15 protein-coding genes and 1 tRNA gene are annotated in these 13,329 nt (G+C 66.7%); 9 read left to right on the forward strand and 7 right to left on the reverse strand.

The genetic code is table 11. From position 1 onward, the window contains the following. Positions 1–11: 11 nt before the first annotated feature. The 4 genes from DMB80_RS09395 (at position 12) to DMB80_RS09410 (ending at position 3,468) form a co-directional block, all read left to right on the forward strand. Positions 12–851, forward strand: a complete 840-nt coding sequence (locus DMB80_RS09395) for an SDR family oxidoreductase (RefSeq protein WP_111509596.1) — start codon at positions 12–14, stop codon at positions 849–851. A gap of 39 nt (positions 852–890) precedes the next feature. Beyond that, a complete protein-coding gene (locus DMB80_RS09400; protein ID WP_111509597.1) occupies positions 891–2,072 on the forward strand; it encodes a zinc-dependent alcohol dehydrogenase in 1,182 nt (393 codons plus the stop codon). A gap of 48 nt (positions 2,073–2,120) precedes the next feature. Next, entirely contained in the window at positions 2,121–3,143 is a 1,023-nt protein-coding gene (locus tag DMB80_RS09405; RefSeq protein ID WP_111509598.1) for a DNA topoisomerase IB, read from the forward strand. Between the two features lie 67 nt (positions 3,144–3,210). Then, positions 3,211–3,468: a DUF7218 family protein gene (locus tag DMB80_RS09410; RefSeq protein ID WP_111509599.1), complete on the forward strand. Its 258-nt coding sequence runs from the start codon at positions 3,211–3,213 to the stop codon at positions 3,466–3,468. 1 nt (position 3,469) lies between these two features. Here the strand turns inward: DMB80_RS09410 and DMB80_RS09415 are convergent, their stop codons facing one another. Continuing rightward, on the reverse strand, positions 3,470–4,357 hold the full coding sequence (locus tag DMB80_RS09415; RefSeq protein WP_111509600.1) for a LysR family transcriptional regulator: 888 nt from the start codon (positions 4,355–4,357) through the stop codon (positions 3,470–3,472). A gap of 83 nt (positions 4,358–4,440) precedes the next feature. On the opposite strand from DMB80_RS09415, the gene DMB80_RS09420 reads away from it, so the two are divergent. Beyond that, on the forward strand, positions 4,441–5,457 hold the full coding sequence (locus DMB80_RS09420) for an alpha/beta fold hydrolase (RefSeq protein ID WP_111509601.1): 1,017 nt from the start codon (positions 4,441–4,443) through the stop codon (positions 5,455–5,457). A 158-nt stretch (positions 5,458–5,615) separates the two neighbouring features. Beyond that, positions 5,616–6,461 (forward strand): alpha/beta hydrolase, encoded by an 846-nt coding sequence (locus DMB80_RS09425; RefSeq protein WP_240431099.1) that lies wholly within the window; start codon positions 5,616–5,618, stop codon positions 6,459–6,461. Here DMB80_RS09425 and DMB80_RS09430 read toward each other — a convergent pair. Beyond that, positions 6,458–6,640 (reverse strand): hypothetical protein, encoded by a 183-nt coding sequence (locus DMB80_RS09430; protein WP_111509651.1) that lies wholly within the window; start codon positions 6,638–6,640, stop codon positions 6,458–6,460. The two genes, DMB80_RS09425 and DMB80_RS09430, sit on opposite strands and share 4 nt — an antisense overlap. A 168-nt stretch (positions 6,641–6,808) precedes the next feature. Here DMB80_RS09430 and DMB80_RS09435 point away from each other — a divergent pair, with 168 nt between their 5' ends. Further along, entirely contained in the window at positions 6,809–7,120 is a 312-nt protein-coding gene (locus DMB80_RS09435) for a hypothetical protein (RefSeq protein ID WP_111509603.1), read from the forward strand. 3 nt (positions 7,121–7,123) lie between these two features. Here DMB80_RS09435 and DMB80_RS09440 read toward each other — a convergent pair whose 3' ends face one another. The 5 genes from DMB80_RS09440 to DMB80_RS09460 form a co-directional block, all read right to left on the reverse strand. Continuing rightward, the gene (locus DMB80_RS09440) at positions 7,124–7,864 is read right to left on the reverse strand and encodes an amino acid ABC transporter ATP-binding protein (protein WP_111509604.1); all 741 of its coding nucleotides are present in this window, start codon (positions 7,862–7,864) and stop codon (positions 7,124–7,126) included. Further along, positions 7,861–8,688, reverse strand: coding sequence for an amino acid ABC transporter permease (locus DMB80_RS09445; protein ID WP_240431091.1), 828 nt, complete (start codon positions 8,686–8,688; stop codon positions 7,861–7,863). Before DMB80_RS09445 ends, DMB80_RS09440 begins: the two co-directional genes overlap by 4 nt. Then, a complete protein-coding gene (locus DMB80_RS09450) occupies positions 8,685–9,542 on the reverse strand; it encodes an ABC transporter substrate-binding protein (protein ID WP_205538601.1) in 858 nt (285 codons plus the stop codon). The genes DMB80_RS09445 and DMB80_RS09450 overlap by 4 nt, the downstream gene beginning before the upstream one ends. 68 nt (positions 9,543–9,610) lie before the next feature. Beyond that, positions 9,611–11,170 carry an MFS transporter gene (locus tag DMB80_RS09455; protein ID WP_111509606.1) on the reverse strand — a complete coding sequence of 520 codons (1,560 nt, stop codon included), beginning with the start codon at positions 11,168–11,170 and terminating at the stop codon, positions 9,611–9,613. 83 nt (positions 11,171–11,253) lie between these two features. Next, the gene (locus tag DMB80_RS09460) at positions 11,254–11,865 is read right to left on the reverse strand and encodes a TetR/AcrR family transcriptional regulator (RefSeq protein WP_111509607.1); all 612 of its coding nucleotides are present in this window, start codon (positions 11,863–11,865) and stop codon (positions 11,254–11,256) included. 70 nt (positions 11,866–11,935) lie between these two features. Between DMB80_RS09460 and DMB80_RS09465 the strand changes: the two genes are divergently transcribed. Together DMB80_RS09465 and DMB80_RS09470 are read left to right on the forward strand one after the other, a co-directional pair. After that, a tRNA-Leu gene (locus tag DMB80_RS09465) sits at positions 11,936–12,009 on the forward strand. A gap of 376 nt (positions 12,010–12,385) precedes the next feature. After that, positions 12,386–12,976, forward strand: a complete 591-nt coding sequence (locus DMB80_RS09470; protein ID WP_111509608.1) for a hypothetical protein — start codon at positions 12,386–12,388, stop codon at positions 12,974–12,976. Positions 12,977–13,329 lie beyond the last annotated feature (353 nt).

The raw sequence follows: 13,329 nt of genomic DNA on the forward strand, positions 1-13,329 counted from the left end.
CAGGAGGCCCGATGCCCGACGGTGTGATTTCCTACCCCGGCGAGACAGCTGAGATGTCCGAGAGGCCACGCGACGAGATGGCCGACTATGTCGGCACAGGACTGCTCACCGGCAAACGCGCGCTGATCACCGGCGGGGATTCCGGCATCGGGCGCGCCGTGGCGGTGGCGTTCGCCAAGGAGGGAGCCGACGTCGCGATCGCGTACCTGTCCGAACTGGACGACGCGGCACACACGGTGTCGTTGGTCGAGGCGGCGGGCCGGCAGGCCCTCTCCCTCGAGGGTGACCTCGCCGACCCCGCGCACTGCAGCTCGGTGGTCGAGGAGACGGTCGCAGGACTCGGCGGACTGGACATCGTCGTCAACAACGTGGCCTTCCAGTCGCCGGTGTCCGATCTGACGGAGATCAGCGACGAGCAGTGGCGGCGGACCTTCGCGGTCAACATCGACAGCTTCTTCCACGTCACCAAGGCTGCGCTGGCGCATCTGCCCGACGGCGCGGCGATCATCAACACCGGATCCATCAACGGGTTGCGCGGTAACAAGTCGCTCATCGATTATTCGGCGACCAAGGGCGCCGTGATCGCACTGACGTATTCGTTGGCGCAGTCGCTGGCCGAGCGCAACATCCGGGTCAATTGTGTTGCGCCCGGGCCGGTCTGGACTCCGTTGATCCCGGCGACCATGCCGGCCGAGAAGGTCGAGTCCTTCGGCGAGCAGGTGCCGATGGGGCGGGCGGCCCAGCCCGACGAGATCGCCCCGTCGTACGTGTTCTTCGCCGCCGGCCGGCTCTCGTCGTACTACAGCGGTGAGGTGCTGACTCCGATCGGCGGCGAAACTCTGCCGGGCTGAGCGCGTTTGCGCCGCACCTGCCCGGGTACGGCAGGCGGCATGAAGGCAGTCACTTGGCACGGCCGGCGCGATGTGCGCGTCGACACCGTTGACGACCCCCGTATCCAGGAGCCGACGGACGCGATCATCGAGGTGACGTCCACCAACATCTGCGGCTCGGACCTCCACCTCTACGAGGTGCTCGGCGCGTTCATGAACGCCGGTGACATCCTCGGCCACGAGGCCATGGGTGTCGTGCAGGAGGTCGGGTCCGGCGTGCAGAATCTGGCGGTCGGCGACCGTGTCGTGGTGCCGTTCCAGATCTCCTGCGGCCATTGCTTCATGTGCGATCAATCGCTGTACACGCAGTGTGAGACCACGCAGGTCCGCGATCAGGGTATGGGAGCCGCACTGTTCGGCTACTCCGAGCTCTACGGTGAGGTGCCCGGCGGTCAGGCCGAGTACCTACGCATTCCGCAGGCACAGTTCACCCACATCAAAGTGCCTGATGGGCCGCCGGATTCACGCTTCGTCTACCTGTCCGACGTGCTGCCCACCGCATGGCAGGGCGTTGCCTACGCCGGCATTCCCGACGGCGGATCGGTGACCGTGCTCGGTTTGGGTCCGATCGGGGACATGGCAGCGCGCATCGCCACCCACCTCGGATACCGCGTGATCGCCGTCGACCGCGTCCCGGAGCGCCTGGCGCGCGCCACCGCCCGGGGTATCGAGACCATCGACATGGTGGGGCTGAGCGGCTCGGTCGGGGACGCGGTGCGCGACCTCACCGACGGACGGGGCACCGACTCCGTCATCGACGCGGTGGGAATGGAAGCGCACGGCTCGCCGGTCGCGCAGGCGGCGCAGACGGCTGCGGCGTTCCTCCCCGATTTCGTCGCCAAACCGTTCATGCAGAAGGCCGGAGTCGACCGACTCGGTGCGCTGTACTCGGCGATCGATTGTGTGCGCCGCGGCGGGACGATCTCGCTGAGCGGCGTGTACGGCGGCATGGCCGACCCGATGCCGATGCTGACGTTGTTCGACAAGCAGATTCAGCTGCGGATGGGGCAGGCCAACGTCAAGAAGTGGGTCGATGACATCATGCCGCTGTTGACCGATGCGGACCCGCTGGGCGTCGACTCGTTCGCCACCCACGTCCTGCCGCTCGATCAGGCGCCGCACGCGTACGACATCTTCCAGAAGAAGCAGGACGGCGCGGTCAAGGTGATCCTGCAACCCTGAGTGGGTATTACGGCCTGACGTTGGGTTGGCAACAAGGGGCACATCACGATGCGGCTGGCACGAAGCAAACTGGACACACCGGGGATCGTCCGTAAGAGACGCGGCAAGGGTTTCGCCTACTACGGGCCCGACGGTGAGCTGCTTGCCGATCCTGACACCGCGCAACGCATCAAGGATCTGGTGATCCCGCCGGCGTGGAAGAACGTGTGGATCAGCCCGCGGCCGAACGGTCACATCCAGGCGGTCGGCACCGATGCCGCCGGCCGGCGTCAGTACATGTATCACGAGCGCTGGCAACAGGAACGGGCCGAGGAGAAGTTCGATCGGGTGCTCGAGCTCTCTACGCGGTTGCCGGAGTGGCGATCCCGCATCGCGCGAGATCTGGCCGGCCGCGGCTTGACCCGTGATCGCGTGCTCGCGCTGGCCCTGCAGTTGCTGGACCGGGGATATTTCCGGGCCGGCGGTGAGCAGTCGGCCGAGGATTTCGAGCACTACGGCTTGGCCACGCTGCTGTGTGAACACGTCACGGTGAAGAAGGACGCGGTCGAGTTCGACTATCCGGCCAAGAGCGGGGTGCAGCGCACCATCGAGATCGACGACCCGGAGGTGGTGCGCGCCGTCCGCTCGCTGATGCGGCGCACCGAGCGCACCGAGCGTCTTCTGGTGTGCCGCAGCGGAAACAGCGGCTGGGTCGACGTGAAGGCCGACGATCTGAACGCACGATTCAAAGAGATCGTCGGCGCAGAGTTCACGGTCAAGGATCTGCGGACCTGGCACGGCACGGTGCTGGCTGCGACGGCATTCGCTGCCGCGAAGCCGCCCACCTCGAAGACCACGATCAAGCGGGAGACGTCGGCGGTGATGAAGGAGGTGTCGGGCGAGTTGGGCAACACGCCCGCCGTCGCCCGGGCCTCCTATGTCGATCCGCGGGTGGTCATCGGCTACGAGAACGGGTTGACGATCGCTTCGGCGACCAAGCGGGCCGAGACGATGCGCGACCTCGACAAGGCGCAGGAGCTGATGGAGAAGGCCACCCGCCAGCTGATCCGGAGGGTCGCGAAGAGCAAGTGAGGTGTTTGGCGGCTGACGTGCGCGGAAATCCTTCCGTCATTGACGACGTCGAAGGAGGATCGTTGCGATGCCGAACTCATCGATCAAGAACGAGAAGATGTACGAGGATCTCCGTCGTGAGGGAAACTCCATAGAGAAAGCGGCCCGCATCGCGAACGCAGCGGCCGCGCGCGGTGCGTCTGCGGTCGGCAGGAAGGGCGGCCGCTCGGGGTCCTATGACGACTGGAGCGTCGACGAGCTGAAGAAACGCGCCAAAGAGCTGGGGCTGAGCGGGTATTCGCGGTTGACCAAGAACAAGCTCATCTCGGAACTGCGTAACCACTGACCTACCCACCCGCCGCGTCCAGCAGTGCCTGTGCCAGCTGCGCGGCGGGAGGTGTCATGCGCCCTCGGGCAGGCGAGGCCAGGTACACCGTCCACAGCACCGGGTCGGCGAGATCGACGGTTCGCAGCGCGGGGAAGCATGATGCTTCCGACCTCGGCATGAACGCGGTTCCCAGCCCACTGCCGACCAGGTCAGCCACGGCATGGAAGCCAGCCGGTACCTCGTACAGCGTGCGGGCCTCGCGGCCGGCGGCGCGAAACGCGTCGTCGACGAGGCGGCGCAGACCGAAGCCCGGCGGAAAGCCGATCAGATCCTCTTCGCTGAGGTCGTCGATCGAGACCTCGCACCGGCCGGCGACGGCGTGGTCGCTGCGGCAGACGAACACCAGCGGATCATCGAACAATTTCTGCAAGGTCAAGGGTGCGGGGAAGCGATCCGGCACGGACACCAGCGCGAGGTCCAGGGATCCCTCGAGCAGCGCTGACAGATAGGACGATGCGCCGGTTTGGCTCAGCCGCAACCGAAGTCGAACGTGTGGATGCCGGCGATGGAACTGCCCGAGAGCCCCCGCGACGTCCAGGGGCCCGAATGCGATGAGTGAACCGAATTCGACGGTGCCCATCAGCGAGCCGCGGAACTCGCCGACGGAATCGACGGCTGCCCGGCCGGCGCGCAGCACGTCGTGCGCGTGAGTGTGGAACCGTTCTCCGGCGGGGGTGAGGGTGATCTGCTGTCGGGAGCGGTCGAACAGCGCGACGGCGAGTTCCCGTTCCAGTTTGGCCACCGAGGTGGACAGTGCCGACTGCACGACGTGTGCGCGCTCGGCGGCGCGGGTGAAGCTCATCTCGCCGGCGACGGCGAGGAAGTGCTCGAGTTGACGGAACTCCATCGTGCCAAGCTATCTCATCTGTTGATGACAAAAATCAATATCTATCGTTGGCATTGATTGCTTGTCTGGGTTGTCATGGATGCATGAGCGACGGAGTGAACAGGCGGCAGTTCGGCTTCTTGGTGACGGCCGCAGCAGGGGCGGCGACGCTGGCCGCGTGTTCGTCGACGCCGGCCGGCGCGACCCCGCCACCAGCGCCCACGCACGCACTCGGTCCGGTCCGTCAGATCGCAGCCGGTGACCTCGACGTCGGCTATGTCGACGCCGGGCCGCGGGACGGTCAGCCCGTCATCCTGTTGCACGGGTGGCCCTACGACATCCACAGCTACGCCGACGTGACCGCGATTCTGGCCGGGCAGGGTTTCCGCGTCATCGTGCCCTTCCTGCGCGGCTTCGGCAGCACCCGCTTCCTGTCCGATCGCACCGCCCGCAACGGACAGCAGGCCGCGCTGGCGCGCGATGTCATCGCGCTGATGGATGCGCTCCACATTCCCGCCGCCATCCTCGGCGGGTATGACTGGGGCGGTCGCACCGCCAATGTCGTTGCCGCGCTGTGGCCGCAGCGATGCACCGCGCTGGTCGCGGTCAGCGGCTACATCATCGTAAACCGCGAGGCCAACCTGGCACCGCTCGCACCGCAGGCCGAATACGGCTGGTGGTACCAGTACTACTTCGCCACCGAGCGCGGCGAGCGTGGATATCGCAGCAACACCGCAGATTTCAACAAGCTCATCTGGCGCAACGCTTCGCCGCTGTGGCACTTCGACGATTCCACCTACGACCTGTCGGCCGCCGCGTTCGCCAATCCGGACCACACCGACATCGTGATCCACAACTACCGGTGGCGCCTCAGTCTGGCCGAGGGCGAAGCCCGCTACGACGACGACGAGCGGCGGCTGGCCGCCATGCCGGCGATCACCGTGCCCACCATCACGATCAGCTCCGACTTCGACGGCCCCGCCAGGAACGATGCCGCCTACCGAAAGCTCTACACCGGCCCCTACCAGCATCGCGTCCTCGACGGCATCGGTCACAACGTGCCGCAGGAAGCGCCCCGTGACTTCGCGTCGGCGATCACCGACGTGACCCGCCAGAAGTGAGGAACACCATGACCACATCAACCGACCTGACCGGCCACACCGCCGTGGTGACCGGCTCGACGTCAGGACTGGGCGCCGGCATCGCGGCGGTCTGACCCGAAGGACTCTTCGTGCATCACGTGTTCACCGATCCGCTGGCGCGGCTGTTCGCCGCAACGATCAACCCCGCCCCGAAGCCGGCGGAGCGATTTCCCGACATCGTGGGTCGCACGTCTCTGGTCAGCGTCCCCACGCGACACGGCCCCGTCACCGCGACCGTGTACCGGCCGGACCCGCGGGTGCACCGCCCGCCGGTGTACGTGAACATCCACGGCGGGGGCTTCGTCGTGGGGCACCGTGAGCAGGATGATCCGTGGTGCCGGTACCTGGCAGAGGCCGCGGGCGTGGTGGTCGTCAACACCGATTATCTGCTCGCCCCGCGGTATCGCTTTCCCATTGCGGCGGAACAGGTTTACGACGTCGTGCGCTGGGCCGCCGACCCAGCGCGAGAGTGGGACGGTGCCCGGTTGTCGGTGGGTGGCCAGAGCGCCGGCGGAAATCTCGCCGCCGCCGCAGCGCGCCAGGCACTCGAGAGCGACGGTCCTGAGATCGGCTTGCAGGTGTTGCACTATGCACCGTTGGATCTCGTCACCGCGGTAGGGGACAAGCCCTCACCGCTGGGCTCGCGAGCGGTGATGAAGCCGTGGATGGGGCACGTGTTCGACAACGCCTACACCCCGGACCGGTCACGCCGACGCGATCGCTTGGTGTCACCTGCCTGGGGTGCGAACGCCGACGACATCGTCGGTATCGCTCCTGCGGTAGTGGTGACCGCAGAATTCGACCGGCTTCGCGATGAGGCGCGGTGGTACGCCGACAGGCTGGCCGCGGCGGGGTCGCTGGTCGACTACATCGAGGTGGCCGGGGTGGACCACGGCTACAACATCATGGGCGCCGATACGGCTGTCACGGAACGGGTGTACGCGCAGATCGCCGAGCACGTCGCGCGCGTCGGGACGCGCTAGTCCTGCTGGGCGCGCGCTTCTGCGCCGGACTCCTGGGTGTCGATGTGGTCGTCCGAACCGGCGCGCCCCACGTACGGACCCTCGGCCTGATCGTCGTCGCCTTCACTGGCGCGTGAGCCGGCCACCTTGGGGTCGGGTTCGACGTCCGATTCGGCCTTCTCGGATTCCGGATTGCTCATCGCTGCCTCCTGATCGGTTCCGCACGGCATGCCCGGACCGCCCGTGACCAAACCCCCTCGAACGATGACTGAGTTGTGACCGGCTGTCGATCATCGTTTGGGGGGTAGGGCCTCGGGTATCGCCTCTGCATGGCCCGGAGTGACGCCCAGACTGTGAGAGGAGCGCCCATGCCAGATACATCGAGAGATCCCGTCGACCACTCCCGCACTTATCGCCAATACTCCGGCGAGACGATGAAGGCAGGTAAGAACGCGTTGGGCCTGATCGGCATCGGGCTCGGGGTGCTGTCGCTGGTGATCGCCCTGTTCTCGTTCGCCAACGGATCGCGGACCACCGGGGTGATCGCCGTGATCCTCGCCGTGGTGCTGGCCGCTGCCGGGTTCGGATGGATCACCTTCCGGCACCGCAAGGTCGTGGCAAAGAACGAGGAATGGTATCGAAACCACCCCGACGTGCCGTACGAGCCGCCGACCAGCTGATGCTCAGCGGCCGCCAGTGAACCGCTGCAAGAACTTTTGCGTCCGCTCCTCCCGCGGGCTGTCCAATACATCGGCGGCCGAACCGGATTCGACGATCTGACCGCCGTCGAGGAAGCACACCCGGTCGGCCACGTCTCGGGCGAAGGCCATTTCGTGGGTGGCCATCATGATGGTTGCTCCCGACGCCGCTAGCTCGCCGACCAGGGTCAGCACTTCACCCACCAGTTCAGGGTCCAGCGCGCTGGTGATCTCGTCGAGCAGAAGCAGTTTGGGTTCATATGCGAGCGCGCGGGCGATGGCGACGCGCTGCTGTTGACCGCCGGAGAGTTTGTCGGGATACGAGTCGGCGTGTGACTCCAGGCCGACGCGGGCCAGGAGTTCGCGGGCCCGTTGCTCGGCGTCGCGGCGGCTGTTGCGATGGACAACCCGCGGGGCGAGGGCGACGTTACCGAGCGCGGTCATATGCGGGAACAGGTTGAACGACTGAAAGACCATTCCGACGGCCTGGCGTGCCTCTTCGGCATTGATCCGCGGATCGCTGATGTCGCGGCCGTTCAACAGGATTCGACCGTCGTCGATGTCTTCGAGCAGGTCGACGCAGCGCAGTAGCGTCGACTTGCCCGAGCCGGACGCGCCGATGAGCACCACGACCTCGTGTTCGTTCATGTCGAGATCGACACCGGCCAGTACGGTGCGGTCGTGATACGCCTTGACCAGGCCGTGGATCTGGAGCAGCGGGGTCACAGCGCGCCCTGCCGTGTCGCGGAGCGTCGGGCGACCCAGTCGGCCAACCGCGCCGACGGTACTGCGAGCGCGACGAACAACAGGCCGGCCACCACGTACGGGGTGAAGTTGTACGTGGTGGCGGACTGGATCTGCGCGGCGCGCACGGCATCGACGGCACCGAGCACGGAGATGAGCCCGCAGTCCTTCTGCAGCGCGACGAAGTCGTTGAGCAGGGCGGGGGTGACCCGGCGAGTGGCCTGGGGGAGGACCACCAGGCGCATGGTCTGGCGGTAGGCGAGGCCAAGTGAGCGTGCGGCGGCGAATTGAGAGGGGTGCACCGATTCGATGCCCGCCCGCAGGACCTCGGCGACGTAGGCCGAATACACGAGCACCAGGGCGAGACCGCCGAGGATCACGGCGCTGGTAGGCAGACCGGTGAGGCGCAGGCCGGGCAGGCCGAAGCCGACGAGGTAGAGGCAGATGAGCAGCGGCAGCCCGCGGAACAGGTCCACGTAGCCGGTGGCCAAGGCGCGCAACGGAAACCAGACGGGTCCGCGCAGGGTGCGCAGCGCGGCGAGGGTGAGCCCGGCTATGAGCACGAGGATCTGGCAGACGATGAGCACGCGGATGTTCAGCCACAGGCCGGATAGCAGAGCGGGTAGGCTGTCCCAGCCGATGCGCAGGTTGAAGAAGGAATCGCGCACCCGCGGCCAACCCGGCGCCGAGGTGACCGCGAACAGCAGCACCGCGGCGAACACGACCGTCGACAGCAGCGCCACCAGGGTCGAGCGGCGCGCCCGCGCCTGCCGGTAGGCCACGCGGTCGATGCCGACGGTGGTCACGACAGGACCGGTGCGTTCCCCGCCTGGGCGAGCCACGTCTTCTGCAGCTCCGCGAGCTCGCCGCGGTCACGGAGTTGATCGACGGCGCGGGAGACGCACGCCGTCAACGGGCTGCCCTTGTCGAGGACGATCCCGAACTGTTCGGGCTTGTCCGAGCCGGCCGGCAGCTGCCCGACGATCTTGCCGTCGGTGAGCTCGGCCTGGATCTGGAACGCGGTGGGCAGGTCGACGACGAGGCCGTCGATCTGGCCGTTGGCGAGTGCGGCTTTGGCGTCGTCGTTGTTGTTGAACACCGCGACGCCGGGGTCGATCTTCTGGGCGGCGGTGTAGCTGGTGGAGCCCACCTGCGCGCCGAGCTTGAGGCCTTTGAGTCCGTCGACGGTGGTGACATTGGCTGCGGGGGAGGACTTCAACGCGACGACGGTCTGGGTGACGTCGTAGTAGGGGGAGGAGAAGTCGACGGCCTGCTTGCGTTCGTCGGTGATGGAGAACTCGTTGAGGTCAGCGTCGAACTGCTTGGGCCCGGGTGCGATCGCGGCGTTGAAGGGGACGCGAATCCAGGTGACGTTTTCCTTGGCGTAGCCGAGTTCGCCCGCGACGGCGTAGGCGACGGCCGACTCGAAGCCCTTGCTGTTGGTGGGGTCGTCGCTGTCAAACCAGGGGGAGTACGCCGGCTGGTCGGCGGCGACGGTGAAGGTGCCCGGCTTCAGTGTCTTGAGGTTGTCCTTGGTGCAGGTGTCGGCGCTGGCCGACGCCGACGACGAGGCGGCCGGTTGCTCGTCGGCCGGGGCGCACGCGGTCATGGCCGCGGGGACGAGGGCGAGCGCGCAGAGGACACCAGTGAGGCGATGCATGCGCGGCATCATCGCGCATCTGGCCGCCGCACGCTACGTATCGGTGCGACGTGATCGGATCGGTGTGCTCATGACCGCTTCTCCAGCGGATGCGAGGGAAGAGCGAAGAGTACGAAGAACGCTCCTGCGAGGCACACCACGGCCGCGGTCAGGCACCCCGCGCTCATGCCGGACAGGAACGCGTCGCCCACAGCGCTGCGAACAGAGCCGGCGATCGCCGCGGGGGACTGTGCAGCGACGGCAAGCCCTTGCGCCAGCCCTTCGCCCGCGATGGCACGCGCCGATTCCGGCAAGATCTGCACGGCTGCAGCGTCGTTCAGCCGGGTGAGATACAGCGTCGAGAAGATGCTGCCGAGCACGGCGACGCCGAGGGTGCCGCCGACTTGACGGGTGGCGTCGTTGACGGCGGAGCCCGCGCCGGCCTGCTCGGGACGCACGACACCCATGATGGAGTCGGTCGCCGGAGCGCTGGTCAGGCCGAGTCCGCCGCCGAGGAGCACCATCTGGGCCGCCATCACCGGGTAGCTCACGCTGACGTCGACCACGCTCACCCAGGCGAAGGCCGCCGCCATCAGCACCAGGCCGAGCGCCACAATGACTTTCGTGCCGATGCGCCCGACGGCGAGCCGGGTGCCGAGCACTGAACCGATGGCGATCGACAGTGCGACGGGGAGGATGCGGACGCCGGTCTCCAGCGGACCGAAGTCCTGCAGCAACTGCATGAACTGAGTGATCAAGAAGATGAAGCCGAACAGCGCGAAGAACGCCACGGTGACGGCTCCGCTGGCGGCGCTGAACCGCAGGTTCGCGAAGAGGCTGACGTCGATGAGCGGGTCGGCCTGGCGGCGCTCCCAGACCGCGAACCAGATGCCCGCGAGGAGCGTCACCGCGAAGCCGGCGAGGGTCGGAATCGACGTCCAACCCCGCTCCGGTGCCTCGATGATCGTGTACACCAGCGCGGCGAGCATGACGACGGACAGCAGCAGGCCACCGCGATCGAGGCGCGATGTCGCGTCGGCCTTCGCGGAAGGGATGACCATCGGCGCCGCGACGGCCGCGGCGAGTGCGATGGGGGCGAGCGCGAGGAACAGGCTGCCCCACCAGAATGCTTCGAGCAGAGCGCCGCCGAGGATCGGGCCGATGGCTACCCCGAGGCCGGTGACGGCGCCCCACGCTCCGATCGCCGCGGCGCGTTGGCGGGGTTCGCGGAAGGTGTCGGTGATGATCGCCAGTGTGGTCGGGTAGATCATCGCTGACGCGACGCCCATCACCACCCGCATCGCGATGAGCTCACCGGTGGTGGTGCACAACGCCGCACCGATGCTGGCTGCCGCGAAGAGGACGAGGCCGGCGATCAGTGTGCGACGGCGGCCGAACTTATCGCCGATGGTGCCGCCGGCCAGAACGAGTGCGGCGAACGCCAGGTTGTAGGCGTCGACGATCCACTGGAGGCCGCGTGTGGATGCGTCGAGTGATGAATTCAGCGTCGGCAGAGCGACATTGACGATGGTGGTTTCGACGTTGATCGCCAGGGCGGCGACGAGGACGACGGCCAGTACGGCGCCGGGACGTTTCGTGTGGCGCGTGATGCTGCCGGCCGTGGAACGGTCGAGCGCGTGTGAGGTCATGGAAGAACCGCCTTATGTTGACGCGGATAACTTCGTCGAGCATGACAGTGGAAGTTATCGCTGTCAACATGTGCGGCGAGCCGTTAGCGGATGCCTTCGCCGATGACGTCGAGCAAGCGACCGGTGATCACCTGTTTGCGCGCGTCGTCGGTCGTTGCCAACGGCCCGTCGAGATAGAGGACGGAGAGGCCGTGGACCGAGGCCCAGGCGGCTTCGTCGAGCCCGTCGCGCTTGCGCTCGTCGAGCAGGCCGACGGTGACCAGGTCGTCGATACAACGGCCGAGGATGTGGAACGGATGGCGGCTCGACGGGGTGGCGTCATCGGTGCGGCTCGGCCCGCCGGGGGCGAACGCGGCGCGGAACAGGCCGGGCTCGGCAAGGGCGAAGTCGACGTAGGCCTGCCCGGTGGCGCGCAGACGGGCCACGGCGCGGGGACCGCGCGGCCCGCGGTTGGGGATGCGGGCCAGCGCCTCGAGCATCTGGTCGCCGAGGAGACCCATGGCGTGCTCTTTGACGGCGGCCAGAAGTGCGTGACGATCGGAGTAATGCCGGTATGCCGCAGCGTTACTCACGCCGACGGCGCGCTGAACGTCGCGCATGACCACGGCGTCGGGGCCGCCGGCGCGAGCAAGTTCGACGGCCTGCTCGAGAAGCGCCTGACGCAGATTGCCGTGGTGATACGAGCTCGCCGCCATGTTGACCAGTCTTACATCGGACACGCCACATCAAAGCCGAGGCGGCCTGAAGTATGTTCTGAGGGCGTACGCCCCCATAGCCCAATTGGCAGAGGCAGCGGACTTAAAATCCGCCAAGTGTCGGTTCGAGTCCGATTGGGGGCACTGTAAAACCGCTGATAGGGGCGTTATCGGTCGGTCCAATCGGCGAGACGGACGGTTTCACCCCGGCGTCACCCCGGCGGGTCGCGGGATCGCGACGGCGGGACCGCGCCCGTAGCTAACACGCCCACCTGGCCCGCTCATGGCTGCGTAGGCGTGATGCGGCGTGGGACCCGCTCCGAGGGGGCGGGCGAGGTCAACGCACATGTCAGTGGGCGAATAAGGGCGCGCTGGGTTAAAGCCTGCGAAGCCGACGCGCGACGTCGGACGCCTGCGCGAAGTGGCCCGCCTTCCGATGCTGTTGAGCTACGTTCGACACGTGTCTGGCGAACCTCCTGCTAGAAAGTCATCTGCGCTTGACTGTATGCGTTCGAGGGGCGTGTGGTTCTGGGCCGCCGTCATCACCCTCGGCTCGGTTATTGCGTTATGGGTCGGATCGCAAGTCGCGGTCTGGATGGGACAGAACGTTGACTGGTACACCGGATTCGGGCAATGGTTGGGCGCGCTCAGTAGCCTCATCGCTGCCGGTGCGGCATTGTGGATTGCAGTTTCGGATCGTCGCCAGATCGACGCGCGAACTGAGGCAGATCTGAAGCGGGAAGCGGCTTTGGTCAGAGTCGAGATAACCAAGTACCGTCCCGACATATGGCATGACTACGACATACCTGGGATTAAAATTGAAAACCGTCGATCAAATCGAATCTTCGATATCAAGTTGATCCGACTCGCGACCGGCGGCAGCGACAGACTCTCCGATACCTCGCTTGATGAAGTCGAGTTCCACTTGGGGTCGCAGGGGCAGCTTCAGGAGTTGTCGGACCCCGCGCAGCCCTTAGATACAGACCAGTCCTTAAACATTCTGATTAAGACCTTCGCCATCGAGCAGACCGATTACGTGGCAGTGCAATACACCGACTCGTCCGGGCGGCGCTGGGAGGTCGATACCGACGGTCGCGTCCGCCGAATGTGATTTTTCGGTGGCTGCACTATGGGCTTGAAGTGCGCCGCGACTAGGCGGTCCAACCGGGGCGGGGTCTGAGGGCACCCACCCCGGTCGGAGGTTCTAGCGGGCGATCTGCTCGCCGGGGTATCCGCGAACCTCGCCGCGCGGTCGCCGCTGCTGCCGCGGAATGGGCGACCCCTCGACAAGCTCAACCGGCGGTGCCTTTGGCTGATACGCGCCGCCGTCACTTGGTGCCCGGCCATTGAGGTGTTGCGGGACGAGGCCTGGCCCGTAGCCGAACTCGCTGCTTTGGTCGCCGGATGCCTGGGGGGTAACCTCTTTCGAGGTGTTGGCGGGACACCGGTGCGACAGCACCATAT

Source organism: Mycobacterium kyogaense (assembly GCF_003254575.1).
GTDB lineage: Bacteria > Actinomycetota > Actinomycetes > Mycobacteriales > Mycobacteriaceae > Mycobacterium > Mycobacterium kyogaense.

Excerpts from the sequence above, each read along its gene's own strand:
- DMB80_RS09395 (WP_111509596.1), top strand. The coding sequence starts at position 12 with ATGCCCGACGGTGTGATTTCCTACCCCGGCGAGACAGCTGAGATGTCC.
- DMB80_RS09400 (WP_111509597.1), top strand. The coding sequence starts at position 891 with ATGAAGGCAGTCACTTGGCACGGCCGGCGCGATGTGCGCGTCGACACC.
- DMB80_RS09405 (WP_111509598.1), top strand. The coding sequence starts at position 2,121 with ATGCGGCTGGCACGAAGCAAACTGGACACACCGGGGATCGTCCGTAAG.
- DMB80_RS09410 (WP_111509599.1), top strand. The coding sequence starts at position 3,211 with ATGCCGAACTCATCGATCAAGAACGAGAAGATGTACGAGGATCTCCGT.
- DMB80_RS09415 (WP_111509600.1), bottom strand. The coding sequence starts at position 4,357 with ATGGAGTTCCGTCAACTCGAGCACTTCCTCGCCGTCGCCGGCGAGATG.
- DMB80_RS09420 (WP_111509601.1), top strand. The coding sequence starts at position 4,441 with ATGAGCGACGGAGTGAACAGGCGGCAGTTCGGCTTCTTGGTGACGGCC.
- DMB80_RS09430 (WP_111509651.1), bottom strand. The coding sequence starts at position 6,640 with ATGAGCAATCCGGAATCCGAGAAGGCCGAATCGGACGTCGAACCCGAC.
- DMB80_RS09435 (WP_111509603.1), top strand. The coding sequence starts at position 6,809 with ATGCCAGATACATCGAGAGATCCCGTCGACCACTCCCGCACTTATCGC.
- DMB80_RS09450 (WP_205538601.1), bottom strand. The coding sequence starts at position 9,542 with ATGCATCGCCTCACTGGTGTCCTCTGCGCGCTCGCCCTCGTCCCCGCG.
- DMB80_RS09455 (WP_111509606.1), bottom strand. The coding sequence starts at position 11,170 with ATGACCTCACACGCGCTCGACCGTTCCACGGCCGGCAGCATCACGCGC.
- DMB80_RS09460 (WP_111509607.1), bottom strand. The coding sequence starts at position 11,865 with ATGGCGGCGAGCTCGTATCACCACGGCAATCTGCGTCAGGCGCTTCTC.